Genomic DNA, 25855 nt, shown 5'->3' on the forward strand with positions numbered 1-25855 from the left:
CCGCCGCGCTCCAGCACCGCGCGGATCACCGTTGCGCCCAGCTCCGGCGCCGCGATCTTCGCGAGAGCGCCGCCGAATTTGCCGACCGCGGTCCGCGCGGCCGATACGATCACTACGTCCGTCATTTCCCTTTCCTCCGGGCCGGCGCGACACGGCGCATCGCTCCCCGCCCTGTTAAAAATACTGCGGCGCTCCAGACAGCGTGCGCCGCTGTCAGTCTTTCGTCAATCGCGCTGCAACACGTACCGGCCGGGCGCCGGCTCGATCACCGGGAATTGCGCGGAGCCGGCCTGCGCGGGCGGCGCCACCTTGCGGCCGCCGTACTGGTCGAGCCACTCGGTCCAGGTCGGCCACCAGCTGCCGGGCTGCTCGGTCGCGCCGGCGAGCCAGTCGTCGGCGGCTCCGGGCAGGTCGTTGTCGTTGACCCAGAAGCTGCGCTTCTTCTTCGCCGGCGGATTGATCACACCCGCGATGTGGCCCGACGCGCCGAGCACGAACTTCAGCGGGCCCGTCAGGATCGACGTCGACGCGTAGGCCGTCTGCCACGGCACGATGTGATCCTCGCGCGAGCCGTAGATGAAGGTCGGCACGTCGATCCGCGACAGGTCGACCGCCTCGCCGCACACGGTGAGCGCGCCCGGCTCGCGCAGCCGGTTCTCGAGATAGGTATTGCGCAGGTACCACGCGTACATCGGGCCCGGCAGGTTGGTCGAATCGCTGTTCCAGTACAGCAGGTCGAACGGCGCCGGCGTGCGGCCCTTCAGGTAGTTGTCGACGACGTAGTTCCAGACGAGATCGTTCGGACGCAGAAACGAGAACGTGTTCGCGAACTCGACGCCGCGCATCAGCCCCGGCGGCGTGCCGCTCTTTCCGCCGATCGTCTGCTCGCGCATCTGTACGTGCGCCTCGTCGACGAACACGTCGACGACGCCCGTGTCGGAGAAATCGAGCATCGCGGTGAGCAGCGTCATCGACGCGGCCGGGTGCTCGCCGCGCGCGGCCAGCACCGCGAGCGCCGTGGAGAGCATCGTGCCGCCGACGCAGAAGCCCAGCGTGTTGATCTGCTCTCGGCCGCTCACCTGCTGCACCGCATCGATCGCGGCGAGCAGGCCTTCGTTCATGTAGTCGTCCCAGGTCTTGTGAGCGACCGATGCATCCGCGTTGCGCCACGACACGAGAAACACCTGGTGGCCGCACGACAGCGCATGCGCGACGAGCGAATTCTCGGGCTGCAGGTCGAGGATGTAGAACTTGTTGATGCACGGCGGCACGATCAGCAGCGGCCGCTCGAACACCGTCTCCGTCGTCGGCTTGTACTGGATCAGCTGGATCAGGTCGTTCTCGTAGACGACCGCGCCCTCGGTGCAGCCGAGGTTCTTGCCGACCACGAACTGCGATTCGTCGGTCTGCGAAATCTTGCCGCGCTGCAAGTCGCCCAGCAGGTTCATCATCCCCTGCCGCAGGCTTTCGCCCTGGGTCTCGAGGATCGACTTCTGCGCATCCGGGTTGAACGCGAGAAAGTTGCTCGGCGCGGCGGCGGCCGTCCATTGCTGCACCGCGAAACGGATCCGCTCGCGCGTCTTGGGATCGGTCTCGAGCGCGTCGGCGAGCTCCTGCAGGTAGCGCGCGTTGAGCAGGTACCACGCGGCCGTGAACGCGTGCGCGGGCGAAGCCTTCCACGCGTCGCCGCTGAAGCGGCGGTCCTTCAGCTCAGGCACCTCGAGCTTCGCGGCGCTCGCCTGCTGCATCAGCGTCACGCAATCGCGCGCATAGTCGGCCTGCAGCTTCTGCAGGCGCTCGGGCGGGATCGCGGCGGCCGGCAGCTTCAGGCCGGCGAACGGCGATGCCGCGCCGCCGAAATCGGTCATCGACGGCATCTGGAACGGAAACGACTTGGGGAACTGAAACGTCGCGAACGGATTCGTCGCGGCCGACGCGGTCGCGGCGCGCGCCGGATCCGCGAAGCCCCGCCACGCGCTCAACCACGCCTCGAACATCTGCTGCATCGGCTGCGCTGCTTGCTGGGCTGCCTGGGCGAATGCCTGCTGGCCCGCGAAAGTGTCCGCCTGTGCGGACGTCGACGAGTTTTTCGATGCTGTCATTACCTGCCTTACCGGTGATTCCTGAGCGTCAATCGTGGAAATCCTGCTCGCGGGCGCGGCGTGCCGGCCGTGCAAGCAGGGCCGTCATGCTCTGGAGAGGCGTCTCCAGATTCTGCCGCAGTGCGGTATTTTTATCATTATCGTTTTCCCCATGTGAAGCGTTGCGTCAAACCAGGATCACGACCGTCCATCAAGACGGAGATAATCCGCGCGCAACAGGCGGGACAAGGCTCCCGGCGAACACATCGACATTTTGATTCGCTTGACTTCACATTTTTTCATTCGGTTGCGCATACATCGGCATTCTGCCGTGCGAATAGCGAGATAACCCGATACTGCACAGCAGCATGCGATGCATGCGCGACGTCAGCCGGCCAGCCAGATCGCCGCCGCCATGCGGCCGGTTACGCGGTCGCGCCGGTACGAATAGAAGCGCGACGGCTCGGTGACCGTGCATGCGCCGCCACCGCTCACGCGCGACACGCCCGCGCGCGCGAGACGCAGCCGTGCAAGCGCGTGGAGATCGGCCAGATACTTGCCCGGCGCGCCTTCGATCGCGGCGAACGCGCGCCGTGTTTCATCATGCTCCGACTGCGGGGCCGTGTCGAGAAATGCGTCGCGCACGTCCGCGCCCACCTCGAACGCATCCGGACCAATCGCCGGCCCGAGGAACGCATGCAGGCTGTCGGCCGCACCGCCGGCGAGCGCCGCGACCTGCGTCGCGGTGTCCTCGACAATGCCGGCCGCGAGCCCGCGCCAGCCCGCATGCGCGGCGCCGACCGCGCGCCCCTGCGCATCGCACAGCAGCACGGGCAGGCAATCCGCGACCATCACGACGCACACCGCATTCGCGCGATCGGTCACGCTCGCGTCGGCCCGCACCGGCGCCGTGGAGTCGGGATCGGCCGCGATCACTTCGTCGGCGCGCACGATCCGCGCGCCGTGCACCTGCTCGAGCCACGCGGCGCGCGGCTGGCCCGCGAGCGCCAGCAACCGCGCACGGTTCTCGGCGACGTGCGCCGGATCGTCTCCGGTGTGCAGCCCGAGGTTCATCCCGCCCGGCTGCGCGGCGCCGTCCTGCCAGCGCCCGTACGGGCCCTCGCTGACACCGCCGGCGCGCGTCGTGACCAGCGCGCGCACGCGCGGCGACACCTGCCAGTCGGGCTGCACGCAGTCCTGCCACGTCAACGGCGCCAGGTTCGTCATCGCCACTCACTCCTCCTCGTCGTCCGGGTACGCCGCATCGTCTTCATACTCGCCGCCGAAATCATCGTCGTAATCGCCGTCCTCGTCGAATTCCGCATCGTCCTGCCCGAAGCCGAGCGCGCCGACGAGCGCGGTCATGTCGTCAGGCAGCGGGCAGCGCCACTGCATCGTCTTGCCGGTCACCGGATGCACGAGGCCGAGCCGCCACGCGTGCAGCGCCTGGCGCGCGAACCCGTCCGGCAGCGGCGTCACCGAGCGCTTGCCGCGCGCGCGCCCGTACACGGGATCGCCGAGCAGCGGATGGCCGACATGCGAGCAATGCACGCGGATCTGGTGGGTGCGGCCGGTTTCGAGATCGCATTGGATCGCAGATACCGGCTGACGTTGCCACACACATGTGTCAACCGTGCGGAAATGCGTGCGCGCCGGCTTGCCGGACGCACCGGTCACGACCGCCATGCGCGTGCGCTCGCGCGGATCGCGGCCGATCGGCGCGTCGATCGTGCCGTCCTCGGGCATGGTGCCCCAGACCAGCGCGAAATAGCGGCGCTTCACGGTGCGGGCCTGCAGCTGGCGGACCAGGTCGGTCTGCGCGGCGAGCGTGCGCGCGACCACCATCAGGCCCGAGGTTTCCTTGTCGAGCCGGTGGACGATCCCCGCGCGCGGCAGGCCGGCCGCCGCGTCGCCGTAACGGTGCAGCAGGCCGTTGAGGATCGTGCCGCTCCAGTTGCCGGCAGCCGGATGCACGACGAGGCCCGCCGGCTTGTTGATGACGACGAGCGCGTCGTCCTCGTAGACGATGTCGAGCGGCACCGGCTCCGGCGTGAACGCGAGCTGCTCCGGCAGCAGGTCGGGCACGAGCTCGATCGTCGCGCCGAGCGGCACCGGCTGGCGGATCTTCGCGGGCGCACCGTCGATGCGCACCCGCTGGGCGTCGATCCAGCTCTGCAGCCGGCTGCGCGAGAATTCGGGAAACAGCTGCGCGAGCGCCTTGTCGAGGCGCTCGCCGGCAAGCGATGCGGGAACTTCGACGACACGCGGCGCATCGTCGCCCGCGCGGGACGGCGCGACGGGCGACTGCAGCGCGTCGCCGGTGAGGTCGTCGTCGAGCGAATCGCCGGAAGCAGCGTCGGCGGGCCGATCGCTTGGGCTATAATCTTCGCGATTTGCCTTGCCCTGCCGGGCATTCTGCGAATTTGAACGGGTCATTTAGACTGGGTCACCAAGACTTGAAGCTAGGACATGCGAGCATGATGAATTCGACCAAACGCGCGGCACGAACCGTCGCCGCCCGGGCGACGGCGGTTGCAGCCGCGGCCCTCATCGCGGGTTGCCACGGCTTGCCGCAGAAGCAGGACGAGACCGCGACCTGGTCGAACAACAAATTATACTCAGAGGCTCAGGACGCCCTGTCCGGCGGCGACTGGGGCAAGTGCGCGAAATACTTCGAGGCGCTGCAGGGTCGCGACCCGTTCGGTCATTTCGCGCAGCAGGCACAGATCAACGTCGCGTACTGCAACTGGAAGGACAACGAAGCGGCCGCCGCCGATCAAGCCGTCGACCGCTTCATCCAGCTGCACCCCGATCATCCCGATATCGCGTACGCGTACTACCTGAAGGGCATGATCCACTTCAACGACGATCTCGGGCTGTTCGGCCGCTTCTCGGGCCAGGACATGAGCGAGCGCGATCCGCAGGCGCTGCGCGAATCGTACGACGCGTTCAAGGTCGTCGTCGACCGCTATCCGAAGAGCAAGTACGCGCCGGACGCAGCGGCCCGGATGCGCTACATCGTCAATGCGCTCGCGTCGCACGAAGTGCACGCGGCCGACTATTACTACCGTCGCGGCGCGTACGTTGCCGCGATCAACCGCGCGCAGCTCGCGATCAGGGATTACAAGGGTGCGCCGGCCATCGAGGACGCGCTGCACATCATGGTCCTGTCGTACGGCAAGCTGAACCAGCCGCAGCTCGCCGAGGACACGAAGCGCGTGCTCGCGGGCACGTTCCCGGACAGCCCGTACGTCACGGGCCACGCCCGCCCCGGTGCGAAGAAGTCGTGGTGGCAGTTCTGATTCGCTGCGCCGCGTAACGCGCGCGCAGCCACAAAAACCCGGCCTTGCAGCCGGGTTTTTTATTGCGTGGCGGATTCGCGCAAGCGGAAGCGCGAAACGGCTATATCCGCTTCGCGGCGCGATGCTCGGCGAAGAACTCCTCGACAACCTCGATCTCACGCGTGCGCTTGAACGGCGGCAGGCTCTGCCAGATCCGTCGCCCGTAGGGTTTGTCGACGAGGCGCGTGTCGCAGATCATCAGCACGCCGCGATCGGTTTCCGCGCGGATCAGCCGGCCCGCGCCCTGCTTCAGCGTGATCACCGCCTGCGGCAGCTGGTGCACGGCGAACGGGCTCAAGCCCTTCTTCGTCAGCGCATCGAGGCGCGCGGCCAGCACCGGATCGTCGGGCGGCGCGAACGGCAGCTTGTCGATCACGACGAGCGACAGTGCGTCGCCGCGCACGTCGACGCCTTCCCAGAAGCTCTGGCTGCCGACCAGGATCGCATTGCCGTAGGCGCGGAAACGATCGAGCAATTCCGTGCGGCTCGCATCGCCCTGCACGAGCAGCGGCGTATTCCAGCCACGCGATTCGATCACCTCGCGCAGCTTCGACGCGATCCGGTCGACCGCGCGCAGCGTCGTGCACAGCATGAACACCCCGCCGCCCGCCGCCGCAATGGCCGGCAGCGCGGCATCGAACACCGCGTCGGTGAACGCGGGCGACGACGGCTGCGGCAGGTTGCGCGGCACGTACAGCAGCCCTTGCGTCTGGTAGTCGAACGGGCTCGCGAGCGTCATCGAGCGCCGCGAGCTGAGCCCCATCTGTGCCGCGTAATGCGTGAAATCGCCGCGCACCGACAGCGTCGCCGACGTGAAGACCCACGCGCGCGGCACGCCCGCGCGCTGCTTCGCGAAGATCGGCGCGACCGACAGCGGCGTTTCGTGCAGCTGGACGGTATGCGAGAACACTTCGACCCAGCGCACCTTCTCGTTCGGATCGCCGTCGCCGGCCGCGGCCTCGGCCGCATCGGCCTTCGCGGCCTCCTGCGCCGCGCCAGGCGCGACCCAGCCGGCGAGCAGGTCCTGCAGCTCGCGCGCGCGGCGCAGGCACGCGCCGAGCGACTCCGCCCGTTCGGCCTGGCCGGCCAGCGCCGACGCGAGCGCATCGAGCGCGGCTTCCAGCGCGTCGAGCGCGCCGTACAGCGGATGGTCGTCGCCGAGCTGCGCGAGCGACATCCGCACGATCGTATCGTCCGCGAACGCGAGCCGCAGGTCCCGCGCCGCGCGCTCCAGCGCGCCGCCGAGCTTGACCCACTCGACCGCGTCGCGCGCGTGGCTCAGGCCTTCCGCGACCGTATCGCGCGCGAGCTCGAGAATCTGCGTCGTCGACAGCGTTTCGCCGAAGAACAGCGTCGCCGTCTCCGGCAGCTGGTGCGCTTCGTCGAAGATGATCGTGTTCGCGTTCGGCAGCAGCTCGGCCATGCCGGTGTCGCGCAGCATGATGTCCGCGAAGAACAGGTGATGATTGACCACGACGACGTCGGCCTGCTGGGCCTCGCGCCGCGCCTGCATCACGAAGCATTCCTTGTAGTGCGGGCATTCCTGGCCGAGACAATTGTCGCGGGTCGACGTGACCATCGACCACACCGGCGCCGTTTCCGGCACGCTGGCCAGCTCGGCCTTGTCGCCGCTGCGCGTGACCTTCGCGAAGCGGACGATCTCCTGCAGGTACGCGGTGTCCTGCCGCGACGGCAGCCGCCCGTTGTCGGCGGTGCGCTGCAGGTAGTAGTGGCACAGATAGTTCGCGCGCCCCTTCAGCATCGCGACCGTCACCGGCACCGCGAGCGCGTCGCGCACGGTCGGGATGTCGCGCTGGAACAGCTGGTCCTGCAGGTGCTTGGTGCCGGTCGACACGATGACCTTGCCGCCCCACAGCATCGCGGGCACGAGATACGCGTAGGTCTTGCCCGTGCCGGTGCCGGCCTCGACGATCAGCGTGTTGTCGCCCGCATCGCTGTCGGCCTCCGCAGCCGCGGCGGCGTCCGTGCCCGGCTCGGCCGTCTTGTCGGCATCGTTCTGCAGGCGGCGCGCGGGGCGTTTGCGGGTCTCGAAGATCTCGGGCTCGGGCATCCGGCGCGCGGACGCCTCCATCGCGGCCGCGACGGCGCGCGCCATCTCGATCTGCGACGCACGCGGCCGGTAGCCGTCGAGCGCGCGCGCGAACAGCCCGCCGTCGCCGAAGATCGTGTCGAGCTCGTCGACACGCTTGCGGCTCAGCTCGAAGGCGGCTTCGGGCGCACGGGCGCGCCCGGCGGACGACACGTCTCGCCGGGCATCGGGGGTGGCTTCAAGCGGTGAATTCAAGGCAAGCGTTCCTGTGTCCAGCGCCCGGGACGGCGCCGGCGCTTGCCAGGCCGCGCTCAGGCGCGCTTATCGGGTTCCAGCTGCGATTGCAGCATGATGATTTTGTCTTTGGCCGCCAGCTTTTCCTTCTTCAGCTTGTGCAGCGTAATGTCGTCGATGTCGGACCGCCCTTCCTTCTGCTCGATCTCTCGAGCGAGCCGCGAGTGCAGCTCCTCCAATGAAGCCAAACGGTTGTGCAATTCCTGCTGCTGTTCCGCGTGACGGCTCTGCATGTTCGCCTCCTCATCGAAGCAGCGCACCGGCCAGCCTGCCGGTGCGCTCGAGACTGCTTTCCGGATCAACCCAACACGTTACTGCCCCAGCTGTTGCTGCCTGGCCTTCTCGGCCGCGTCCTTCTGTCGCTGCTCCACGTCGGCCTTGTGCTGCGCCGCCTCGTTCTGCTTGCGCTCGTAGCGCTCGGCATTGCTTGCCCGCTCCTGCGCCTTCTGGGCTGCCTGCCGGTGCGCGTCGTCCAGCTTGCGCTGGAAATCGGCCTGCTTCTGGTCGTAGGCCTGCCGGTTGGCCGCGCGCTGCGGGCCTTCCGCACCGCGCTCCGCCCGCTTCAGCGCATTTTGCTGCTGCTTGTCGCGGAAGGCGGCCGCGTTGGCCGCCTCGTTCTCCGCGCGCTGCGGCGCCTGCGCCGCATTCTGCGCGTTCTTCAACGCGATTTGCTGGTCGCGCTGCTCCGCCCGCACCGCACGCTGCTCGTCGTCGAGCGCGAGCTGCTCCTGCCGGATGCTCGCCCGCTCCTCGCGCATCTGGTCGCGCGCCTTGCCGAGGCAGTGATTGACGAAGAACGTGCTGTAGCAGTCGTGCTCGGCCACCGCATAACGATAATCGTTTTTGGCCGTGCGTTGATTGAGCACTTTTTGACGGGCGTCGAAATCCGGGGCGGCCTGGGCCGCGACGGGCTCGGAAGCGGCGACGGCCGACGCCTGCGCATGTGCGCCGGCTGCCCCGAGGGACAAAGCCGCGGCGAGCGCTGCGCCGAGCGCGACGAGAGGAAAACGGGAGGTTGGCAACGTCGTAGGAAAGCTGCGGGACATGTGTCAAATTCTATCACCGCATGGCTGGACGCTCCGCCATTTATGGCAAAATGCCCCGCTTCATTCACCCGCGGCGTCTGGTCCGGCGGGCTCGCCGCGAGCGGCCCGCCACGCGGGCCCCGCCGGCCCCGCGTCGCGATTTCAGCAGGCAGATCATCCACGACATGACGGAAACCGTAGCACTCAAGATCGTACAGCGCATCGCCACCGAACTGACCGTCCAGCCGCGCCAGGTCGCGGCGGCAGTGCAACTCCTCGACGAAGGCGCCACCGTTCCGTTCATTGCCCGGTACCGCAAGGAAGTGACCGGCAACCTGGACGATACGCAGCTGCGCCAGCTCGAAGAGCGCCTGCTGTACCTGCGCGAGCTCGAGGAGCGCCGCGCCGCGATCCTGTCGAGCATCGACGAGCAAGGCAAGCTGACCGACGAGCTGCGCGCCGCGATCGACGCGGCCGACAGCAAGCAGGTGCTCGAGGACCTTTATCTGCCGTACAAGCCGAAGCGCCGCACGCGCGCGCAGATCGCCCGCGAAGCCGGCCTCGAGCCGCTCGCGCAGGCGCTGCTCGGCAACCCGCTGCTCGACCCGCAGGCCGAAGCGGCCGCCTATGTCGACGCCGACAAGGGCGTCGCCGACGTGAAAGCCGCGCTCGACGGCGCCCGTGACATCTTGTCCGAACAGTTCGGCGAAACGGCCGAGCTGCTCGGCAAGCTGCGCGACTACCTGCACAACCAGGGCGTCGTGTCGTCGGCGGTCGTCGAAGGCAAGGAAAACGAGGAAGGCGAGAAATTCCGCGATTATTACGATTACGCGGAAACGATCAAGACCGTGCCGTCGCACCGCGCGCTCGCGCTGTTCCGCGGCCGCAACGCGGGCGTCCTGACCGTCAAGCTCGGCCTCGGCGAGGAACTCGACGCGCAGGTGCCGCACCCCGGCGAAGCGATGATCGCGCGCCATTTCGGCATCGCGAACCAGAACCGGCCGGCCGACAAGTGGCTGTCCGACGTGTGCCGCTGGTGCTGGCGCGTGAAGGTGCAACCGCACATCGAGAACGAATTGCTGACGCAGCTGCGCGAGACCGCCGAACATGAGGCGATCCGCGTGTTCGCGCGCAACCTGAAGGACCTGCTGCTCGCGGCGCCGGCCGGCCCGAAGGCCGTGATCGGTCTCGACCCCGGCCTGCGCACGGGCGTGAAGGTCGCGGTCGTCGACCGCACCGGCAAGCTGCTCGCAACCGACACGATCTACCCGCACGAGCCGCGCCGCGACTGGGACGGCTCGCTCGCGAAGCTCGCGCGCATCGCCGCGCAGACGCAGGCCGAGCTGGTCAGCATCGGCAACGGCACGGCATCGCGCGAAACCGACAAGCTCGCGAGCGAGCTGATCGCGAAACATCCGGAGCTGCGCCTGCAGAAGATCGTCGTGTCCGAAGCCGGCGCATCCGTCTACTCGGCGTCCGAACTCGCGGCCAAGGAATTCCCGGAGCTCGACGTGTCGCTGCGCGGCGCCGTGTCGATCGCGCGCCGCCTGCAGGATCCGCTCGCCGAGCTCGTGAAGATCGAGCCGAAGGCGATCGGCGTCGGCCAGTACCAGCACGACGTGAACCAGCGCGAACTCGCGCGCTCGCTCGACGCGGTCGTCGAGGATTGCGTGAACGCGGTCGGCGTCGACGCGAATACCGCGTCGGCTGCGCTGCTCGCGCGCGTGTCGGGCCTGAACGCGACGCTTGCGCGCAACATCGTCGACTATCGCGATGCGAACGGCCCGTTCCCGTCGCGCGAGCAACTGCGCAAGGTGCCGCGCCTCGGCGACAAGACCTTCGAGCAGGCCGCCGGCTTCCTGCGCATCAACGGCGGCGAGAACCCGCTCGACCGCTCGTCGGTGCACCCTGAAGCATATCCGGTCGTCGAGCGGATCCTCGCGAAGATCAGCAAGCGCATCGACGACGTGCTCGGCAACCGCGACGCGCTCTCCGGCCTGTCGCCCGCCGAGTTCGTCGACGAACGTTTCGGCCTGCCGACCGTGCGCGACATCCTGTCCGAACTGGAAAAGCCGGGCCGCGACCCGCGTCCGGAATTCAAGACCGCGACGTTCCGCGAAGGCGTCGAGAAGGTGTCGGATCTGGTCCCGGGCATGGTCCTCGAGGGCGTCGTGACCAACGTCGCCGCGTTCGGCGCGTTCGTCGACGTCGGCGTGCACCAGGATGGCCTCGTCCATGTGTCCGCGATGTCGACGAAGTTCATCAAGGATCCGCACGAAGTCGTGAAGGCCGGCCAGGTGGTCAAGGTCAAGGTGCTCGACGTCGACGTGAAGCGCCAGCGCATTTCGCTGACGATGCGCCTCGACGACGATGCGCCCCCGGGCGCGCCGGCACGCGGCGGCCAGCAGGATCGCGGCAGTGCGGGCCGCGGCGGCCAGGCGCGGGCGCCCCGCTCGCGCGAGCCGGAACCGGCCGGCGCGATGGCCGCGGCGTTCGCGAAACTCAAGCGCTGAGCATCGCGCGCGCCAAATGAAAAGCCCGCCTGACGGCGGGCTTTTTTTCGTCCTGGCAGCGGGCGGCGCTAAGCCGCCCCGCCGGGCCGTCAGATCTCGATCTTCGTACCGAGCTCGACCACCCGGTTCGCCGGGATCGAGAAGAAGTCGGTCGGCTTCGCGGCGTTCTGGTGCATCCACGCGAACACGCGCTCGCGCCAGATCGACATGCCGGGCAACTGGGTCGGCACGACCGTCTCGCGCGCGAGGAAGAACGACGTATCCATCAGCTCGAACGTCATGTCGTGCGTCCGGCCGAACTCCTCGAGCACCGCCTTCACGTCCGGCGTTTCGTTGAAGCCGTATTCCGCCTTCACGATATACAGGCCGCCGCCCGCATCGCGCGCGCTCAGGCGCTTGTCGTCGCGCACGTACGGGATGTCACGCGTGACGAACGTGAGGAACAGCGTCCGCTCGTGCAGCACCTTGTTGTGCTTCAGGTTGTGCAGCAGGCTGACGGGCACGAGCTTGTCGTTGCCGGTCAGGTAGATCGCGGTGCCCGACACGCGGTGCGGCGGGTGCGCGAGCAGCCCTTGCAGGAACGGCTCGAGCGGGATGCCGTCGGCAGCCGTGCGCTCCTTGACGATGTGCCGGCCCTTGAACCACGTCATCAGCAGGAAGAACAGCAGCGCGCCGATGCCGAGCGGCAGCCAGCCGCCCTGCGCGACCTTCAGCAGGTTCGCGCCGAAGAAGCCGAGATCGATCGCCATGAACACGGCGATGATTGCACCGACCAGCAGCCTGTTCCAGTTCCACACCTTGACCATCACGACGCACGCGAGGATGGTCGTGATCACCATCGTCGCCGTCACCGCGATGCCGTACGCCGCGGCGAGGTTGTCCGAGCTCTTGAAGCCGACCACGATGCACAGGATCACGAACAGCAGCAGCCAGTTCACGACCGGCACGTAGATCTGGCCGATCGCCAGCTCGGACGTGTGCAGCACCTTCATGCGCGGCACGTAGCCGAGCTGGATCGCCTGCGCGGTCAGCGAATACGCGCCGGAAATCACTGCCTGCGACGCGATCACGGTCGCCACCGTCGACAGCACGACCAGCGGCAGCAGCCCCCAGTCCGGCGCCAGCAGGAAGAACGGGTTCTCGATCGCCTTCGGGTTCTGGATCAGCAGCGCGCCCTGCCCGAAATAGTTGAGCACGAGCGACGGCATCACGAGCCCATACGCGGCGAGGCGGATCGGACGCGCGCCGAAGTGCCCCATGTCGGCATAGAGCGCCTCCGCGCCGGTCAGCACCAGCACGACCGAGCCGAGCACCACGTAGGCCTGCAGCACGTGATCGGACATGAAGCTCACCGCGTAGTACGGATTGATCGCCGCGATGATGCCGGGCGCGCGCACGATGTGGTACACGCCGAGCGCCGCGATGACGACGAACCACACCACCATGATCGGGCCGAACAGCTTGCCGACCGTCGCGGTGCCGTGACGCTGGATCCAGAACAGCGCGATCAGGATCACGATCGTGATCGGCAGCACGAGATGGGACAGATGCGGGGTCGCGATCTCGAGGCCTTCGACCGCCGACATCACCGAGATCGCCGGTGTGATCACTGCGTCGCCGTAGAACATGCACGCGCCGAAGATCCCGAGCGCCATCAGCGCGCCCGTGACGCGGGTCTTCGGATCGAGCGGCCGCAGCGACAGCGCCATCAGCGCCAGCACGCCGCCCTCGCCGTTGTTGTCGGCGCGCATCACGAACAGCAGGTACTTGACGCCGACCACGAGCATGATTGCCCAGAACAGCAGCGAGATCACGCCGAGGATCGAGCCTTCGGTGAGCGGAATGCCGTGCGCGGGGCTGAACGCCTCCTTGAGCGAATACAGCGGACTCGTGCCGATGTCGCCGAACACCACGCCGATGGCGGCAATTGCAAGCGCCTGGAGCGAATGTTGCTGCGTCGGCGAGTGTGGCGCGTGGATCGCGTCGGTCGCGTGGGTCGTGTCGTTCATATGAAGCGTAATAATCGGGTCCAGAGTCGGACAAAACGAGCGCTATTCTACCCGCGCGTGCACCGGATGCCGCCTTGTCCTGTTGCCGCGAAGCCACGTCCTCCGCGCCGCCCGTGCAGCGCCGCGCGAGCTGTGGCAGGGCTGCCATCATAGCCGCGGCAGCCACGCCTGCCTACCCGGATCGCGCCGCACCAATGAAAACGGCGCCGCAAGCGGCGCCGTTCGCGAGACCTGGCGAGACGGGCAAGCGCTTACGCGCCCGCGCCATTACGCTGCGCGTCGCCACGCTTGATCCACGCCTCGAGATTGTGCGGACGAACCGTGTCCCACTCCTCGAACGGCTGATGGATCCAAGGGTTCATCGGCAGGAACTGCACGTGGTAATCGGGCTTCACCTTCGAGCAGCCCTTGTACCAGAGCACGGCCGAGCGCACCGCCGTGACCGACGGATAGCGCTCCTTCAGGTGCTCCTGCACGCGCGCGAGCGTGACGCCCGAATCGACCAGGTCGTCGACCAGCAGCACGTTGCCCTCGAGATTGCCGCGCGTCATCGTGATGTACTGCGCGATGTCGAGATCGCCCTGCTCGCGGCCGGCCGCTTCCCGATACGAGCTGGTCGCGAGGATCGCGAGCGGCACGTCGTAGATGCGCGACAGTTGATCGCCGACACGCAGGCCGCCGCGCGCGAGGCACAGGATCTGGTCGAACTTCCAGCCCGATTCATGCACCTGCAGCGCGAGCAACTCGATCAGGCGGTGATACTCGTCCCAACCCACCCAGAGGTTCTTGTCGTCGTTGCGCGGATCGGACATCACGAGCGACGTCGTATTCAGCTTCGTCATCGAGTGTTATACCTTGAACGGATGGCGGAGCAGAATCGTCTCGTCGCGGTCCGGGCCGGTCGACACCATGTCGATCGGCACGCCGGCCACTTCCTGGACACGGGTCAGGTACGCACGGGCGTTCGCCGGCAGCGCATCCCACGAATTGATGCCGACGGTGCTTTCCTTCCAGCCGACGAAGGTCTCGTACACGGGCTCGCAGCGCGCCACGTCGGCCGCGCCGCGCGGCAGGATGTCCGCATCCTTGCCGTCGATCTTGTAGCCGACGCACAGCTTGACCTCGTCGAGGCCGTCGAGCACGTCGAGCTTGGTCATGCACAGGCCCGACACGCCGTTGATCTGGATCGAACGGCGCAGCGCAGCCGCGTCGAGCCAGCCGGTGCGGCGCGGACGGCCCGTGACCGAACCGAATTCCTTGCCGACGTTCGCGAGCTCGATGCCGACCTGCTCCTGGCGCTTCGGATTGTCCGCGTCGTACAGCTCGCTCGGGAACGGGCCCGAACCGACGCGCGTGCAATAGGCCTTCGTGATGCCGAGGATGTAGTTCAGCTTCTGCGGACCGACGCCCGCGCCTGCCGCCGCCGCGCCGGCGACGCAGTTGCTCGACGTGACGAACGGGTAGGTGCCGTGATCGATGTCGAGCAGCGTGCCTTGCGCGCCTTCGAACAGCAGGTTCTGGCCGGCGTTGTTCGCGTCGTACAGGCGGCGCGACACGTCGGCCACCATCGGCTTCAGGCGATCCGCATAGCCGAGCATCGTGTCGAGCGTGGCCTGGAAGTCGACTGCCGCGCCGCCCAGGTACTGGGTCAGCACGAAGTTGTGGAAATCGAGATTCTCGCGCAGGCGATCGGCGAAGGTTTTCGCGTCGAACAGATCCTGCACGCGCAGCGCGCGGCGGCCAACCTTGTCTTCGTACGCCGGGCCGATGCCGCGGCCGGTCGTGCCGATCTTGCCCGCGCCCTTGCGCGCTTCGCGCGCCTGGTCGATCGCGATGTGATACGGCAGGATCAGCGTGGTCGCTTCGGAAATGAACAGTCGGTCGCGGACGTTCAGGCCGGCCTCTTCGAGCTCGCCGATTTCCTTGAACAGTGCCTCGGGGGACAGGACGACGCCGTTGCCGATGTAGCAGGCGACGCCTTCACGCATGATGCCCGACGGGATGAGGCGCAAGATGGTTTTCTTGCCGCCGATGATGAGGGTGTGGCCGGCGTTGTGGCCGCCCTGGAAACGCACGACGCCCTGAGCGTGGTCCGTCAGCCAGTCGACGATCTTGCCTTTGCCTTCATCACCCCATTGAGTCCCCACGACGACGACGTTGCGCCCGGGAGTCACATTCACTGCGCTGGCAGACATGTTGATTCGTTAGCTGGTTAAAAACGTATTCTACCTATGTTCGCGGGCGATTCCGAATTTTTCCGTTTCGCTTCAACGATATGGCACGCCAGAACGCGGCCCGCGAACGCCTTTTTAACGGGGTTCGACCACCCACGCGCCGTTGCGCTCGACGAGCGAACGGTCGCACGCGAATTCGTCGAGCACGTGGTCGTGCCCCGGCAACGCCTGGATCACGACCTCGCCCGCATCGCGCAGCGCCGCCACGGCCGCGCGCAGCGCGTCGTCCTGCGCCCACGGCGCGAGGATCGCGGCGCCGCGCGCCTCGACCGGCGAAATGCGCGCGATTTCGCGCAGGTCGAGCGAGAAGCCGGTCGCCGGACGCGCGCGGCCGTAGGCCTGGCCGACATGGTCGTACCGGCCGCCGCGTGCGACCGCGTTCGGCACGCCGTCGACGTACGCCGAGAACATCGCGCCGCTGTGATACGCATAGCCGCGCAGGTCGGCGAGGTCGATCGCCACCTCGGCATCCCGCACCTGCGCCGCGAGCTGCGCGAGATCGTCGAGCGCCCGCGTGATTTCCGGCAGCGCCGGCAGCTTTGCGCGCGCTTCGTCAAGCACGCTCGCGTCGCCGTACAAGTGCGGCAGCGCACGCAGCGCAGCGCGCGTATCGGCGCCCAGGTCGTCGGTCAGCTCGTTCAGCAGCGGCACGTCCTTGCCCGCCAGCGCGTCGTACAGCGCTTCGCCGCGCTCGGCCGCCTGCGCGTCGCGCGCGAACAACGCCCCAAGCACGCCGGCGTGACACAGGTCGAGACGGATGCGCGACAGGCCGGTCAGGCGCAATGCGTCGAGCATCAGCTGCTGGACCTCGAGGTCGGCCTCGAGCCCCGCATGGCCGTAGATTTCGGCGCCGATCTGGATCTGCTCGCGCGTCGCGTGCAGGCCGCGCGGACGCGTATGCAGCACGTTGCCCGCATAGCACAGGCGGGTCACGCCCTGGCGGTTCAGCAGGTGCGCGTCGATGCGCGCGACCTGCGGCGTGATGTCCGCGCGCAGGCCGAGCGTGCGCCCCGACAGCTGGTCGACCAGCTTGAAGGTGCGCAGGCGCAGGTCGTTGCCGCCGCTCGTCAGCAGCGACTCGAGATATTCGAGCAGCGGCGGCATCACCATCTCGTAGCCGTACGAACGGAAGCGGTCGAGCAGCCTGCGGCGCAGCTCCTCGATCTTGCGCGCTTCCGACGGCAATACGTCGGCGATATTCTCGGGAAGTAACCAGGTCGACATCGGTACGGTCCTACGACAGGAAACTGGGCGCGCAACTCTGCGCACCGCGTTGTGAATCGAAATCGGATCGGGGACGGACGGGCCGGTGCGCCGTCCGGATCAGGTGGCGAGCAGCAGCAGCGTGAGCCCGAGCGCCATGACGATCAGCCCGCCGATCCGGATATGATGCGGCGGCCGCTCCGCTATTCTACGAAACGTGTCGCGCCATGCGGACGGAAACACGAAGGGGAACGCGCCCTCGATAATCAGCATCAGCGCAACTGCAAGCAACAACGAGCCAGCCAGGTCCATGCGATCGACGGCGCCGCGCGTCGCGGCGCCCCAAGGTCAGTGTTTGCGGGGGGCAGGCGCCGCCGGTGCGGCGGCACCGCCCGTCGGGCTGCGCATGAAGCGGAAGAACTCGCTGTCGGGGTCGACGACGATGATGTCGTTGCGCTTGAACGTGTTGCGATAGGCCTGCAGGCTCGCGTAGAACTGGTAGAACTGCGGATCGCGGCCGAACGCGTCGGCGGCGATCGTCGCGGCTTTCGCGTCGCCCTCGCCCTTGATCGTCTGCGCCGACTTGTACGCATTCGCGAGCACGGCCTGCTGCTCGCGCTCGGCGTCGGCCTTGATCTGTTCGACGTCCGCCGCGCCTTCGGCACGCACCCGGGCGGCCTGGTCGCGCAGCGCCGTGATCATCCGCTGGTAGGCCGCATCGGCCTGCGCAGCCGGCAGGTCGACCCGCGTGAGCTGGACGTCGACCACGTCGACGCCGAAGCCGGACGCAGCCGTCTGCAGCACACCGCGGACAGCATCTGCGATCGCGCGCTGCCCGCCGATCGCGTCGTCGAGCGCGCGCTTGCCGATTGCGTCGCCGAGCGCGCCCTTCAGCGCGGCGCCGAGGCGATCGGCAGCCGCGGCCGCCTCGCCGCCGGTCACGGCGAAATACTTCATCGGATCGGCGATGCGGTACTTCACCGCATAGCTGACGAGCAGGTCGTGCTTGTCCGCGGTGGCAAGCTGCAGCGGATCCGCCGACTCGAGCGACTGCAGGCGAGTGTCGATCAGCGTCGCCGTCTGCAGCGGCGGCGGCAGCTTGAAATGGACGCCGGGGCCGGCCAGCGTCGGCTCCGCGCCCGAGCGGCCCGACAACACGGCCGCATAGCGCGGGCCGACGGTCAGGACGGTGGACGATGCCGCAAAGGCGGCGATCACGATTGCGACGACGAGCGCAATGATTCGGTTCATGACTCGCGCTCCCCTTACTTCAGATCGTCTTCACGCGACCGGCTGCGGAACCCTTCACGCGATCGCAGCGTGTCGCCGCCGGCTGCCGACGCGGCAGCGGCCGCGCTGGCCGGTGGCATGGCGGCGGCGGCCGGCGCGGATGCGGACGCGGACGCGGACGTGCCATCGGCTGCCGAAGCGCCGGCCGGCGCCGCTGCACCCGCCGCACCGTGCCGGCCCTGCTCGACCAGCTTGTCGAGCGGCAGGTACAGCACGTTGTTGCCGCCCTTGTTGCCGACGAAGATCTTCGTCGAGTTCGAATAGATTTCCTGCATGGTCTCCAGGTACATGCGTTCACGGATCACGGCAGGCGCCTTCGAATATTGCGCATAGACCTGCTTGAAACGCTCGGCGTCGCCTTCGGCCTGCGTGACGACGCGCTCCGAATATGCCTTCGCCTCGTCGATCAGCTTCGCGGCATCGCCCTGCGCCTTCGGCAGCAGGTCGTTCGCATAGACTTGCGCGGTGCGCTTCGCCGCCTCGCGCTCGTCGCGCGCCTTCGCCACTTCGCCGTAGGCGGCTTGCGTCTGCTCGGGCGCCGCGACGCTCTGCATCGTCACGGACGTGACTTCGAGGCCGGTCTGATAGCGGTCGAGATCGCGCCGGATCGCTTCGGTCAATTGCTGGCGCAGCGCATCGCGGTCCTGGCTGAGCACGTCCGCCGCACTGCGGGTGCCGACGATCGCCCGCACTGCGGCCTGCGCGGCCTGCGTCACGCTGCGATCGGGGTCGGCGCTGCGAAACAGGTAGTCGGTCGCCGAACGGACCCGGTATTGCACGCTGAAACGCACATCGACGATGTCCGCGTCGCGCGTCAGCATCGACGCTTCCTTCACGTTCGCGAGACGCACGACATTGCTGCGGCCGATCTCGATCGAGCGGCTCTGCGACGTATCGACGATCTCGTGCGACGCGAACGGATACGGTGCGCGCCAGTGCACGCCCTGGCCGACCGTGCCGGCCAGCCGGCCCATCTGCAGCACGACGCCCGTCTGGCCTTCCGGCACGACAAAGAGGCCGCTGCCGGCGTAGACCGCGACGAGCACGCCGATCACGATGCCGACGCCGACTCGCGCGGCGCGGCCGTTGTCCGGACGGAAACCGTTGCCGCCCTTGCCGCCGAACAGGCCGCCCAGGCGCCGGTTGAAGTTGCGCCACATCTCGTCGAGATCCGGCGGGCCTTCGCCGTCGCCGCCCGGCGGGCGCTTCGATTCGTTCGCGCGGGGCTTGGTCTCGCCATTGCCTTCGCTACGTCCCCAGCGAGGATCGTTGATCGACAGCAAGGCGCGCATCCGCCGCCAGGTACTCCGCTCGTTGTATTCGTTCACCAGAGTTTGTTCACCAGATTAGACGCCGGCAAACCGGCCGGGACCGGCTAGCGCCCGTGTTCGGAAAGCGTGTGGTCTTCGTGTGATTCTGCGGGCGCGCCGTCGAACGGCATCGCGCCGGCAAGATGTTCCGCGGAGGCGATTTCGGCGATGGCGGCGCGCAGCGCGTCCAGACCCTGACCGGTGCGCGCGCTCAAAAAGACGCGCGAAATATTACCATACTCGTCCCGCTCGACCGCGTCGCCCCGGGCCGCCAGCTCGGGCACGGCGTCGATCTTGTTGAACACCAGCACTTGCCGGATCGTGTCGGCGCCGATCTCGTGCAGCACGCCGTTGACCTGCTCGATCTGCTCGAGCCGCACCGCGCTCGACGCATCGACGACGTGCAGCAGCAAGTCAGCGTGGATCGTTTCCTCGAGCGTCGCGCGGAACGCCGCGACCAGCTGGTGCGGCAGTTCGCGAATGAAGCCGACGGTGTCCGACACCACGATCTGGCCCACGTCGTCGCCGAGATACACGCGCCGCGACGTCGTGTCGAGCGTCGCGAACAGCTGGTCGGCCGCGTATGCCTGCGCTTTCGTCAGCGCATTGAACAGCGTCGACTTGCCCGCGTTCGTATAGCCGACGAGCGACACCGACATCGTGCCGCTGCGGGCCCGCTGGCGGCGCTGCGTGCTGTGCTGCCGGCGCAGCCGATCGAGGCGGGACTTCAGCATCTTGATGCGCTCGCCGATCAGCCGGCGGTCGGTTTCGAGCTGGGTTTCACCGGGGCCGCGCAGGCCGATACCGCCCTTTTGCCGCTCGAGGTGGGTCCACGCGCGGATCAGCCGGGTCGACAGGTATTGCAGTTGCGCGAGTTCGACCTGCAGCTTGCCTTCGTGACTGCGTGCGCGCTGCGCGAAGATGTCGAGGATGAGGCTGGTGCGGTCGACGACGCGCCTGTTAAGCGCACGTTCCAGATTACGTTGCTGGGCCGGTGCGAGCGCGTGATTGAAGATGACGATTTCGACGTCGTTGGCTTCGCAGGCCAGCCGCAATTCTTCGGCTTTTCCGCTGCCGACGAACATCGCGGCATCGGGGCTGGACCGGCGGCCGGTCAGCGTGACGGCGGGATGTGCACCCGCGCTGGATGCGAGAAGACTGAGTTCTTCGAGACTGGCTTCGAAATCGGTCTTGCCGAAATCGATGCCGACGAGCGCTGCGTTGATCAAATTGTCAGGTGTCAAGATTTGGCGGCTGGCATCGGTCGCACGCGGCGACCGGATGCCGGCCGCGGCGATAGGTTAGGACGAGGCTTCCGCGTCCGGGTGGAAATTCACCGGGCGCGCCGGCACGACCGTCGAGATGGCGTGCTTGTAGACCATCTGGGTCACCGTATTACGGAGCAACACGACGTACTGGTCGAACGATTCGATGTTCCCTTGGAGCTTGATGCCGTTCACGAGATAAATCGAAACCGGAACGTGCTCCTTGCGCAGTGCGTTCAAAAACGGGTCTTGTAACAATTGCCCTTTGTTGCTCATGGCGTACTCCATCTTTTTTTGCAGGTTGATCTGGATTGGCGACGAAGAAAAAGAGATCCGGCGCCAATCGCTACACTATAGCCGATTTTGCCTGCCCCGCCCGGGCCCGGGCCATACGGCCTATCCCTTGCGGGACGCGTGAAAACGGGCGTGCGGGGCGTGCGTCAGCTCTTGTCCGCGTACGGATTGTTCGACGAACGGAACTCTATGCGCAATGGAGTCCCGGTCAGGGAGAAAGTTTCGCGGAAACGATTCTCGAGGTAGCGCTTGTAGGTTTCGGTCACCGCGTCGAGCGCGTTGCCGTGGATCACGATGATCGGCGGATTCTGGCCGCCCTGGTGCGCATAGCGCAGCTTCGGACGCACCGGGCCGCGACGGCGCGGCTGCTGGAACTCGACCGCGTCGATCAGCGCGCGTGTGAGCTTCGGCGTCGGCAGCTTCGCCATCGCCGCCGCGTATGCATCGTCGACCGAGCGCATCAGCGTGCCGATGCCGGTCTTCTTCGCGGCGGAAATAAAGTGGGATTTCGCGAAATCGAGGAATTTCAGCTTGCGGGTCAAATCCGCTTTCGCGCGATCGCGCGCGTGCTCGTCGAGCCCGTCCCACTTGTTGACGCCGATCACGAGCGCACGCCCCTGCTCGACGACGAAGCCCGCGATGTGCGCGTCCTGGTCGGAAATGTCCTGCTGCGCATCCAGCAGAAGAATGACGACATTCGCGTCGGAAATCGACTGCAGCGTCTTCACGACCGAGAACTTCTCGATCGCCTCGAACACCTTGCCGCGGCGGCGCAGGCCGGCCGTGTCGATCAGCGTGTACTTCTTGCCGTTGCGCTCGAAGTCGACGTAGATCGAATCGCGCGTGGTGCCCGGCATGTCGAACGCGATCACGCGATCCTCGCCGATCAGCGCGTTGACGAGCGTCGACTTGCCGACGTTCGGCCGGCCGACGATCGCGATCTTGATGCCGCGCGACGGATCGTTCTCGTCCTCCTCTTCCGGGTGGTCCTTGTATGCGACCTCCAGCGCCTCGTTGATCATGTCGGTCACGCCGTCGCCGTGCGCGGCCGAGATCGCGCGCGGGTCGCCGAGCCCGAGCTCGTAGAAGTCGGTCGCGACCGCCGTGTACTTCATCCCCTCGGCCTTGTTGACGACGAGGAAGATCGGCCGGCCGGTCTTGCGCAGGTAGTCGGCGATCGACTTGTCCTGCGGCGCGAGCCCGTTGCGGCCGTCGACGATGAACACGACGACGTCGGCCTCTTCGACCGCCTGCCGCGTCTGGCGCGCCATTTCGTGCAGGATGCCGTCCTTCGCGACCGGCTCGAAGCCGCCCGTGTCGACGACGAGATACGGCCGCGCGCCGACCCGCCCCTCGCCGTAATGGCGATCGCGCGTCAGGCCCGGCAAGTCGGCGACGAGCGCATCGCGCGAGCGCGTGAGCCGGTTGAACAGCGTGGATTTCCCCACATTGGGGCGCCCAACGAGGGCAATGACCGGTTTCATCTGTGTTGTCTACGGTGATGCGCAGCAGCGGGAGGCCCGCTGCTGCGGGCGGCTGCGCTGAATGAAAATATCACGAATTCGCGCTGCGCCGGATGCGCGCGCCCGGCGCACGATGCGCGCCGTCGATCTTTCGTCTCGAACTGCCTTTCAAATACCGAGCGGCCGGGAACACCGGCCGCCTTTGTTTCATGCGCGGTGCGGCGAGCGGGACACCCCGCGCGCCGCGCCCGCGCGTCGCCGCGTCAGCGCGGACGGAAGCCGTACAGGCCGCCGTCCTGCGTCTGCACGACCAGCGTGCTGCCCGCGAGGACCGGCGCCGCCGTGATCGGGCTGCCGTCGGTCTTCATCCGCGCGATGAACGTGCCGTCCTCGCGCGACAGGAAATGCACGAAGCCCTTGTAGTCGCCCAGCACGACCGCATGGCCGAGCAGGTACGGCACGCCGACGTCGCGGCTCTTCAGCTTGTTGTTGCGCCACAGCTCGTTGCCCGTCGCCGCGTCGTAGGCGGTGACGACCGACCAGTCGTCGCCGCCGGCGACGACCGAGTCGTCCTGCGCGACGCCGCTGCGGCTCGAGAACGCCTTCTCCCACAGCGGGCGGCCCGAGTTCGCATCGAAGCAGCCGAGCTGCCCCTGGAACGTCGCTGCGCAGGTTTGCGCGCCGACGAGCGTCGGCGGACCGCTGACGTCGTTGATCCGCTCGACTTCCGTCACGCCCTTCGGGAACGACACCGGCGTCTGCCAGAACGGCTCGCCCGTCTGCAGGTTGATCGCGACGAGGCCGCCGCCCGGGAAGCCCGCCAGCACCGCAGCATCGCCCGCGAACGTCATGCCTGCCGACACACGCAGGTTCAGCGGCACCGCGCGGTTGCGGTAGTTCCACTTCTGTTCGCCGGTTTGCGCGGAGAACGCAATCACCTGGCCGTCGATCGTGCGGACGATCACGAGCCCGTTGCCGACGAGCGGCGGCGAAAAGATCTCGCCCTGCACGCTCGTGTTCCACAGCAGCTTGCCGTCCGGGCCGAGCACGAACACGCCGCCCTTCAGCGCGCCGACCGCGGTCAGGTTGCCGTCGCTGCCGACGCCTGCCGACAGGTCCGAGTCGAGCTTGGTGCGCCAGATCCGCTGACCGGTCTTTGCATCGATCTTCTCGACCGAGCCGTTTTCGCCGGCCGCGAAGATCGCATCGCCCACCGCGACCGGCGAGAACAGGAAGCGACCGCCCTTGCCGACGCTCGACGACCAGACCTGTTGCACGTCGAGGACGGGTTTGAACTCGGTCAGCGGCGTCGGCACCCGGCGCGCGTCCTTCGATGACGAGCAGGCCGCCAATGCCAGGACGGCCGCCGCGCAGGCAACGGGCACAGCGTAACGTTTCAGCAAATTCATCGGTTAGCGAAGCAAAGTTAAGAGGTTGATGGGGCCGCGGCTCAGCCGCCCAGCGCGTCGAGCTTGAACTGCACGAGCTGACGGGCCGACATGTCTTCCTTCGGCAGGCTGTCGAGCGCGAGCTTGTACGCGGCGCGCGCGTCGTCCGCCTTGCCCTGCGCCGCGAGCAGATCGCCGCGGCGATCGGCCACGAGGCCCTTGAATGCATCGGCCGGCGTGCCCGACAGCAGCGCGAGCCCCGCGTCGTACGCCTTCTCGTCGAGCAGCAGCGACGCGAGGCGCAGCTTCGCAATCTGCTTGTACTCGTCGTCCTTCGCGTGATCGACCGCCCATTGCAGTTGCGCCTTCGCAGCCGCGGTATCGCCGGCCGCGTACAGCACCTTCGCGGCCGAGAGCGCCGTCATCTGCGCATAGGCCGTGCTGCCGTACTTGTCTTCCATGTCGGCGGCGGCGCGGGCGATCGTCGCCTTGTCGTTCGACGCGGCGGCCTTCTGCACCTGCTCGTACAGCCCGGACGCCTGCGCGGCCTGACGGCGCTGCCAGTAATTCCAGCCGTTGAAGCCGGCCGCGACGACCAGCGCCGCAAGCACGATCCACGTGGTGAGATTGCCCCAGCGGGCCCACCACGCCTTGACACTTTCAATCGATTCTTGTTCGTCGTGGTAACTCATCGGCGAGCGATTCCTTCCTGTTCAGGCTGTTCTTGTCGAGCGAATGCCAGCGCGATCAGTCGTCGCCGTCTTCGGCGGATGCAACCATCGCATTGATTAGGAATTCGGTCAAGCTTTCGACCGGTACGGTCTGCTGAACGTTCTTTTCCCCTTCCGCACCCGTGCCGCGCAGCGCTTTCACGCCCACCGTGCCGTTCGCGATCTCCTCGTCGCCGAAGATCACCGCGAATGCGGCGCCGCTCGCATCGGCGCGCTTCATCTGCGACTTGAAGCTGGCCGTCGCGCCGTCGGCGCTGCAGTGGAAGATCACGTCGAGGCCCGTGTCGCGCAGGCGCTCGGCGGCGATGAACGCTTGCTCGCGCGCCGCATCGCCCTGGTGCACGACGTAGACGTCGACGCCGTCCTGCTCGGGCACGAGGTCCTCTTCCTTCAGCAGCTCGAGAATGCGCTCAATGCCCATCGCCCAGCCGCACGCGGCGGTCGGCTTGCCGCCGAGCTGCTCGATCAGCGGATCGTAGCGGCCGCCGGCCGCGACCGTGCCCTGCGCGCCGAGCTTGTCGGTGACCCACTCGAACACGGTCAGGTTGTAGTAGTCGAGGCCGCGCACGAGACGCGGGTTGATCTTGAACGGGATGTTGTTCGCCTTCAGCAGGCGCTGCAGCCCTTCGAAGTGCGCGCGCGATTCGTCGCCGAGGAAATCGATCAGCTTCGGCGCGTTCTGCACGATGTCCTGCAGCGCCGGGTTCTTCGTGTCGAGCACGCGCAGCGGGTTCGTATACAGGCGACGCTGCGCGTCGGCGTCCAGCGCGTCGACGTGCTGCTCGAGGTACTTGATCAGCTCGACGCGGTGCGCCGCGCGCTCTTCCGCGAGGCCCAGCGAGTTGATCTCGAGCTTGATGCCGGTAAGGCCGAGGTCGTCCCACAGGCGCTGGCACATCATGATGATTTCCGCGTCCGCATCCGGGCCCGCGAAGCCGAGGGCCTCGACGCCGACCTGGTGGAACTGGCGATAGCGGCCGCGCTGCGGACGCTCGTGACGGAACATCGGGCCGATGTACCACAGGCGCTTCGGGCCGTCGTACAGCATGTTGTGCTCGATCGACGCGCGCACGACGGCGGCCGTGTTCTCGGGCCGCATCGTCAGGTTTTCGCCGTTCAGCGCATCGGTGAAGCTGTACATCTCCTTCTCGACGATGTCCGTGACTTCACCGATGCCGCGCGTGAAGAGCTGCGTGTGCTCGACGATCGGCGTGCGGATGTTCTGGTAGCCGTACGCGCGCAACAGCGATTTCACGGTGGCTTCGAAGAATTCCCACAGCGCGGCATCCTGCGGGAGGATGTCGTTCATGCCCTTGACGCCGGTGAGCTTCTCGATCTTGCGTTTTTGTTCAGTCATCGTGTGT

At 67.3% G+C, this 25855-nt stretch carries 22 protein-coding genes; 2 read left to right on the forward strand and 20 right to left on the reverse strand.

The window, feature by feature from the left end; all coding sequences use genetic code 11:
- From HWY45_RS30875 to HWY45_RS30890, 4 genes are all read right to left on the reverse strand, one after another.
- Window positions 1-125 (reverse strand): thiolase family protein (locus HWY45_RS30875; RefSeq protein WP_457766427.1); only part of this gene is annotated, 125 nt, incomplete at its 3' end.
- A 99-nt stretch (window positions 126-224) separates the two neighbouring features.
- The gene (phaC, locus tag HWY45_RS30880; protein WP_059882694.1) at window positions 225-2102 is read right to left on the reverse strand and encodes a class I poly(R)-hydroxyalkanoic acid synthase; all 1878 of its coding nucleotides are present in this window, start codon (window positions 2100-2102) and stop codon (window positions 225-227) included.
- Between the two features lie 366 nt (window positions 2103-2468).
- Window positions 2469-3308 carry a peptidoglycan editing factor PgeF gene (gene pgeF / locus HWY45_RS30885; protein WP_059882762.1) on the reverse strand — a complete coding sequence of 280 codons (840 nt, stop codon included), beginning with the start codon at window positions 3306-3308 and terminating at the stop codon, window positions 2469-2471.
- Window positions 3309-3314: 6 nt separating this feature from the next.
- Entirely contained in the window at window positions 3315-4517 is a 1203-nt protein-coding gene (locus HWY45_RS30890; RefSeq protein ID WP_059882696.1) for an RluA family pseudouridine synthase, read from the reverse strand.
- 41 nt (window positions 4518-4558) lie between these two features.
- Between HWY45_RS30890 and HWY45_RS30895 the strand changes: the two genes are divergently transcribed.
- On the forward strand, window positions 4559-5383 hold the full coding sequence (locus HWY45_RS30895) for an outer membrane protein assembly factor BamD (protein WP_059558247.1): 825 nt from the start codon (window positions 4559-4561) through the stop codon (window positions 5381-5383).
- Window positions 5384-5483: 100 nt separating this feature from the next.
- On the opposite strand, the gene yoaA is transcribed toward HWY45_RS30895, so the two are convergent.
- The 3 genes from yoaA to HWY45_RS30910 all read right to left on the reverse strand — a co-directional run bounded on the left by yoaA (window position 5484) and on the right by HWY45_RS30910 (window position 8812).
- Window positions 5484-7727 carry a DNA repair helicase YoaA gene (yoaA, locus tag HWY45_RS30900; protein ID WP_059882698.1) on the reverse strand — a complete coding sequence of 748 codons (2244 nt, stop codon included), beginning with the start codon at window positions 7725-7727 and terminating at the stop codon, window positions 5484-5486.
- 56 nt (window positions 7728-7783) lie between these two features.
- Window positions 7784-7999, reverse strand: a complete 216-nt coding sequence (locus HWY45_RS30905) for a DUF465 domain-containing protein (protein ID WP_017332212.1) — start codon at window positions 7997-7999, stop codon at window positions 7784-7786.
- 78 nt (window positions 8000-8077) lie between these two features.
- On the reverse strand, window positions 8078-8812 hold the full coding sequence (locus HWY45_RS30910; RefSeq protein ID WP_059558239.1) for a hypothetical protein: 735 nt from the start codon (window positions 8810-8812) through the stop codon (window positions 8078-8080).
- A 164-nt stretch (window positions 8813-8976) separates the two neighbouring features.
- Here HWY45_RS30910 and HWY45_RS30915 point away from each other — a divergent pair, with 164 nt between their 5' ends.
- Window positions 8977-11304, forward strand: coding sequence for a Tex family protein (locus HWY45_RS30915; protein ID WP_059882700.1), 2328 nt, complete (start codon window positions 8977-8979; stop codon window positions 11302-11304).
- An 89-nt stretch (window positions 11305-11393) separates the two neighbouring features.
- On the opposite strand, the gene HWY45_RS30920 is transcribed toward HWY45_RS30915, so the two are convergent.
- The 13 genes from HWY45_RS30920 to hisS all read right to left on the reverse strand — a co-directional run bounded on the left by HWY45_RS30920 (window position 11394) and on the right by hisS (window position 25848).
- Window positions 11394-13313 (reverse strand): potassium transporter Kup, encoded by a 1920-nt coding sequence (locus tag HWY45_RS30920; protein ID WP_059809362.1) that lies wholly within the window; start codon window positions 13311-13313, stop codon window positions 11394-11396.
- A 251-nt stretch (window positions 13314-13564) separates the two neighbouring features.
- Window positions 13565-14155: a phosphoribosyltransferase gene (locus HWY45_RS30925; RefSeq protein ID WP_059882702.1), complete on the reverse strand. Its 591-nt coding sequence runs from the start codon at window positions 14153-14155 to the stop codon at window positions 13565-13567.
- A gap of 6 nt (window positions 14156-14161) precedes the next feature.
- Window positions 14162-15508, reverse strand: a complete 1347-nt coding sequence (locus tag HWY45_RS30930) for an adenylosuccinate synthase (protein ID WP_059809370.1) — start codon at window positions 15506-15508, stop codon at window positions 14162-14164.
- A 114-nt stretch (window positions 15509-15622) separates the two neighbouring features.
- On the reverse strand, window positions 15623-16771 hold the full coding sequence (locus tag HWY45_RS30935) for an ATP phosphoribosyltransferase regulatory subunit (RefSeq protein ID WP_059567201.1): 1149 nt from the start codon (window positions 16769-16771) through the stop codon (window positions 15623-15625).
- Window positions 16772-16870: 99 nt separating this feature from the next.
- Window positions 16871-17062 carry a DUF2065 domain-containing protein gene (locus HWY45_RS30940; protein ID WP_059567203.1) on the reverse strand — a complete coding sequence of 64 codons (192 nt, stop codon included), beginning with the start codon at window positions 17060-17062 and terminating at the stop codon, window positions 16871-16873.
- A gap of 36 nt (window positions 17063-17098) precedes the next feature.
- Window positions 17099-18001 (reverse strand): protease modulator HflC, encoded by a 903-nt coding sequence (hflC, locus tag HWY45_RS30945; RefSeq protein ID WP_059567207.1) that lies wholly within the window; start codon window positions 17999-18001, stop codon window positions 17099-17101.
- Window positions 18002-18015: 14 nt separating this feature from the next.
- Complete coding sequence (hflK, locus tag HWY45_RS30950) at window positions 18016-19368, reverse strand: FtsH protease activity modulator HflK (RefSeq protein ID WP_059882704.1); 1353 nt, start codon at window positions 19366-19368, stop codon at window positions 18016-18018.
- 47 nt (window positions 19369-19415) lie between these two features.
- On the reverse strand, window positions 19416-20579 hold the full coding sequence (hflX, locus tag HWY45_RS30955; RefSeq protein ID WP_175038413.1) for a GTPase HflX: 1164 nt from the start codon (window positions 20577-20579) through the stop codon (window positions 19416-19418).
- A gap of 72 nt (window positions 20580-20651) precedes the next feature.
- Window positions 20652-20891, reverse strand: a complete 240-nt coding sequence (gene hfq, locus HWY45_RS30960) for an RNA chaperone Hfq (protein ID WP_006399927.1) — start codon at window positions 20889-20891, stop codon at window positions 20652-20654.
- Window positions 20892-21055: 164 nt separating this feature from the next.
- Entirely contained in the window at window positions 21056-22393 is a 1338-nt protein-coding gene (gene der / locus HWY45_RS30965) for a ribosome biogenesis GTPase Der (protein ID WP_059567213.1), read from the reverse strand.
- A gap of 242 nt (window positions 22394-22635) precedes the next feature.
- Window positions 22636-23781: an outer membrane protein assembly factor BamB gene (gene bamB / locus HWY45_RS30970; protein ID WP_059567215.1), complete on the reverse strand. Its 1146-nt coding sequence runs from the start codon at window positions 23779-23781 to the stop codon at window positions 22636-22638.
- Between the two features lie 41 nt (window positions 23782-23822).
- The gene (locus HWY45_RS30975) at window positions 23823-24452 is read right to left on the reverse strand and encodes a tetratricopeptide repeat protein (RefSeq protein WP_059567217.1); all 630 of its coding nucleotides are present in this window, start codon (window positions 24450-24452) and stop codon (window positions 23823-23825) included.
- Between the two features lie 55 nt (window positions 24453-24507).
- Window positions 24508-25848 (reverse strand): histidine--tRNA ligase, encoded by a 1341-nt coding sequence (hisS, locus tag HWY45_RS30980; protein WP_059567219.1) that lies wholly within the window; start codon window positions 25846-25848, stop codon window positions 24508-24510.
- Window positions 25849-25855 lie beyond the last annotated feature (7 nt).

Source organism: Burkholderia stagnalis, from assembly GCF_902830275.1.
GTDB lineage: Bacteria > Pseudomonadota > Gammaproteobacteria > Burkholderiales > Burkholderiaceae > Burkholderia > Burkholderia stagnalis.

What these genes read in the sequence shown, in the direction of transcription:
- phaC (WP_059882694.1), bottom strand. Translation starts at nt 2,102, where the DNA reads ATGACAGCATCGAAAAACTCGTCGACGTCCGCACAGGCGGACACTTTC.
- pgeF (WP_059882762.1), bottom strand. Translation starts at nt 3,308, where the DNA reads ATGACGAACCTGGCGCCGTTGACGTGGCAGGACTGCGTGCAGCCCGAC.
- HWY45_RS30890 (WP_059882696.1), bottom strand. Translation starts at nt 4,517, where the DNA reads ATGACCCGTTCAAATTCGCAGAATGCCCGGCAGGGCAAGGCAAATCGC.
- HWY45_RS30895 (WP_059558247.1), top strand. Translation starts at nt 4,559, where the DNA reads ATGATGAATTCGACCAAACGCGCGGCACGAACCGTCGCCGCCCGGGCG.
- HWY45_RS30905 (WP_017332212.1), bottom strand. Translation starts at nt 7,999, where the DNA reads ATGCAGAGCCGTCACGCGGAACAGCAGCAGGAATTGCACAACCGTTTG.
- HWY45_RS30910 (WP_059558239.1), bottom strand. Translation starts at nt 8,812, where the DNA reads ATGTCCCGCAGCTTTCCTACGACGTTGCCAACCTCCCGTTTTCCTCTC.
- HWY45_RS30915 (WP_059882700.1), top strand. Translation starts at nt 8,977, where the DNA reads ATGACGGAAACCGTAGCACTCAAGATCGTACAGCGCATCGCCACCGAA.
- HWY45_RS30920 (WP_059809362.1), bottom strand. Translation starts at nt 13,313, where the DNA reads ATGAACGACACGACCCACGCGACCGACGCGATCCACGCGCCACACTCG.
- HWY45_RS30925 (WP_059882702.1), bottom strand. Translation starts at nt 14,155, where the DNA reads ATGACGAAGCTGAATACGACGTCGCTCGTGATGTCCGATCCGCGCAAC.
- HWY45_RS30930 (WP_059809370.1), bottom strand. Translation starts at nt 15,508, where the DNA reads ATGTCTGCCAGCGCAGTGAATGTGACTCCCGGGCGCAACGTCGTCGTC.
- HWY45_RS30935 (WP_059567201.1), bottom strand. Translation starts at nt 16,771, where the DNA reads ATGTCGACCTGGTTACTTCCCGAGAATATCGCCGACGTATTGCCGTCG.
- HWY45_RS30940 (WP_059567203.1), bottom strand. Translation starts at nt 17,062, where the DNA reads ATGGACCTGGCTGGCTCGTTGTTGCTTGCAGTTGCGCTGATGCTGATT.
- hflC (WP_059567207.1), bottom strand. Translation starts at nt 18,001, where the DNA reads ATGAACCGAATCATTGCGCTCGTCGTCGCAATCGTGATCGCCGCCTTT.
- hfq (WP_006399927.1), bottom strand. Translation starts at nt 20,891, where the DNA reads ATGAGCAACAAAGGGCAATTGTTACAAGACCCGTTTTTGAACGCACTG.
- der (WP_059567213.1), bottom strand. Translation starts at nt 22,393, where the DNA reads ATGAAACCGGTCATTGCCCTCGTTGGGCGCCCCAATGTGGGGAAATCC.
- bamB (WP_059567215.1), bottom strand. Translation starts at nt 23,781, where the DNA reads ATGAATTTGCTGAAACGTTACGCTGTGCCCGTTGCCTGCGCGGCGGCC.
- HWY45_RS30975 (WP_059567217.1), bottom strand. Translation starts at nt 24,452, where the DNA reads ATGAGTTACCACGACGAACAAGAATCGATTGAAAGTGTCAAGGCGTGG.
- hisS (WP_059567219.1), bottom strand. Translation starts at nt 25,848, where the DNA reads ATGACTGAACAAAAACGCAAGATCGAGAAGCTCACCGGCGTCAAGGGC.